This window comes from Acinetobacter sp. YH16032 (assembly GCF_013417345.1).
In the GTDB taxonomy this organism is placed as follows: Bacteria; Pseudomonadota; Gammaproteobacteria; order Pseudomonadales; family Moraxellaceae; genus Acinetobacter.
The window spans coordinates 1-1,015 of the sequence record NZ_VPEE01000181.1 but is presented as its reverse complement, the minus strand read 5'-3'; the positions used below and the strand labels follow the sequence as shown (position 1 = coordinate 1,015).

Here is a 1,015-nt window from a genome sequence, read left to right as displayed (position 1 = left end):
GTACTTTGACGGCTATCATCAGGATACTAGTATATTTTTTATCTGATGATTGCAATACTACCTTTAAATACCGTCAAAAATATTTACTGTATATTTGCTGTAGGGTAATCTTAAAGCTGCTATTTATTGACTGATTGGTATATGACGACAGATAAGCATGAAGTGCTTCTTCGAATGCGAGCCATCGAGTTGCTTGCTTACTGGGAAGGTCGTTTGGTTACCAATCGTTTGATGAGCTGGTTTGGGCTCAGTCGACAGCAGGCTTCTGCGGATATCAAGCGCTATAATACGCTGTATAACCCCGATGCCTTGATTCATGATCCCTCAGTCAAGGGTTATGTGCCTAAGGCCAGCTTCCAGCCTGTACTGACTACAGCGCATATCAATGAATATCTCAATATGCTCTCGGGCTTGGTCAGTGAATCGCATGCCCTTATTGCGATGCCAGAACCGAATCTTACAGCAGTTCAATTACCTGATCGCAGTGTACGTCCTGAAGTGATTCGGGAAGTTTTGCGTGCCTGCCGCAACCAAAGTACTTTAAAAATGATTTATGCCTCGATGCAGAATCCGCAGTGGCATGAACGCATCATTTCCCCACACACCCTGGTGTATACCGGTTTTCGCTGGCATGTCCGTGCCTATTGCCATCAGAGCAAGCAGTTTAAGGACTTTTTACTCTCCAGAATTGATCGCACACCTGTTGTGATGGCGATTGAGTCAGTAGACCCTGCTCAGGATCAGCAATGGCATGAAGAAATTGTACTGACGCTGATCCCGAATCCAAAATTGAATGCAGCTCAAAAAGCGCTGGTCGAAAAAGACTTCGGCATGCCTGATGGCAGATTACAGATTCCGGTGAAAAAAGCCCTGGCTCACTATACTTTGCAGCGATATCAGGCCGCGATCACGCTGGCTGAGGCGGATGATGCCTTGAAATATCCCTTGGTACTACAACGCTCAGATATCGAAAAGCTGTCATCTTACCTGTTTGATCAAGCTTCATAGGAGATTG

At 45.4% G+C, this 1,015-nt stretch carries 1 protein-coding gene; it reads left to right on the top strand.

What is annotated here, in order from left to right; translation table 11 throughout:
* The first annotated feature begins 141 nt into the window (after window positions 1–141).
* Window positions 142–1,008, top strand: a complete 867-nt coding sequence (locus FTV32_RS17295) for a WYL domain-containing protein (RefSeq protein ID WP_160255371.1) — start codon at window positions 142–144, stop codon at window positions 1,006–1,008.
* Window positions 1,009–1,015 lie beyond the last annotated feature (7 nt).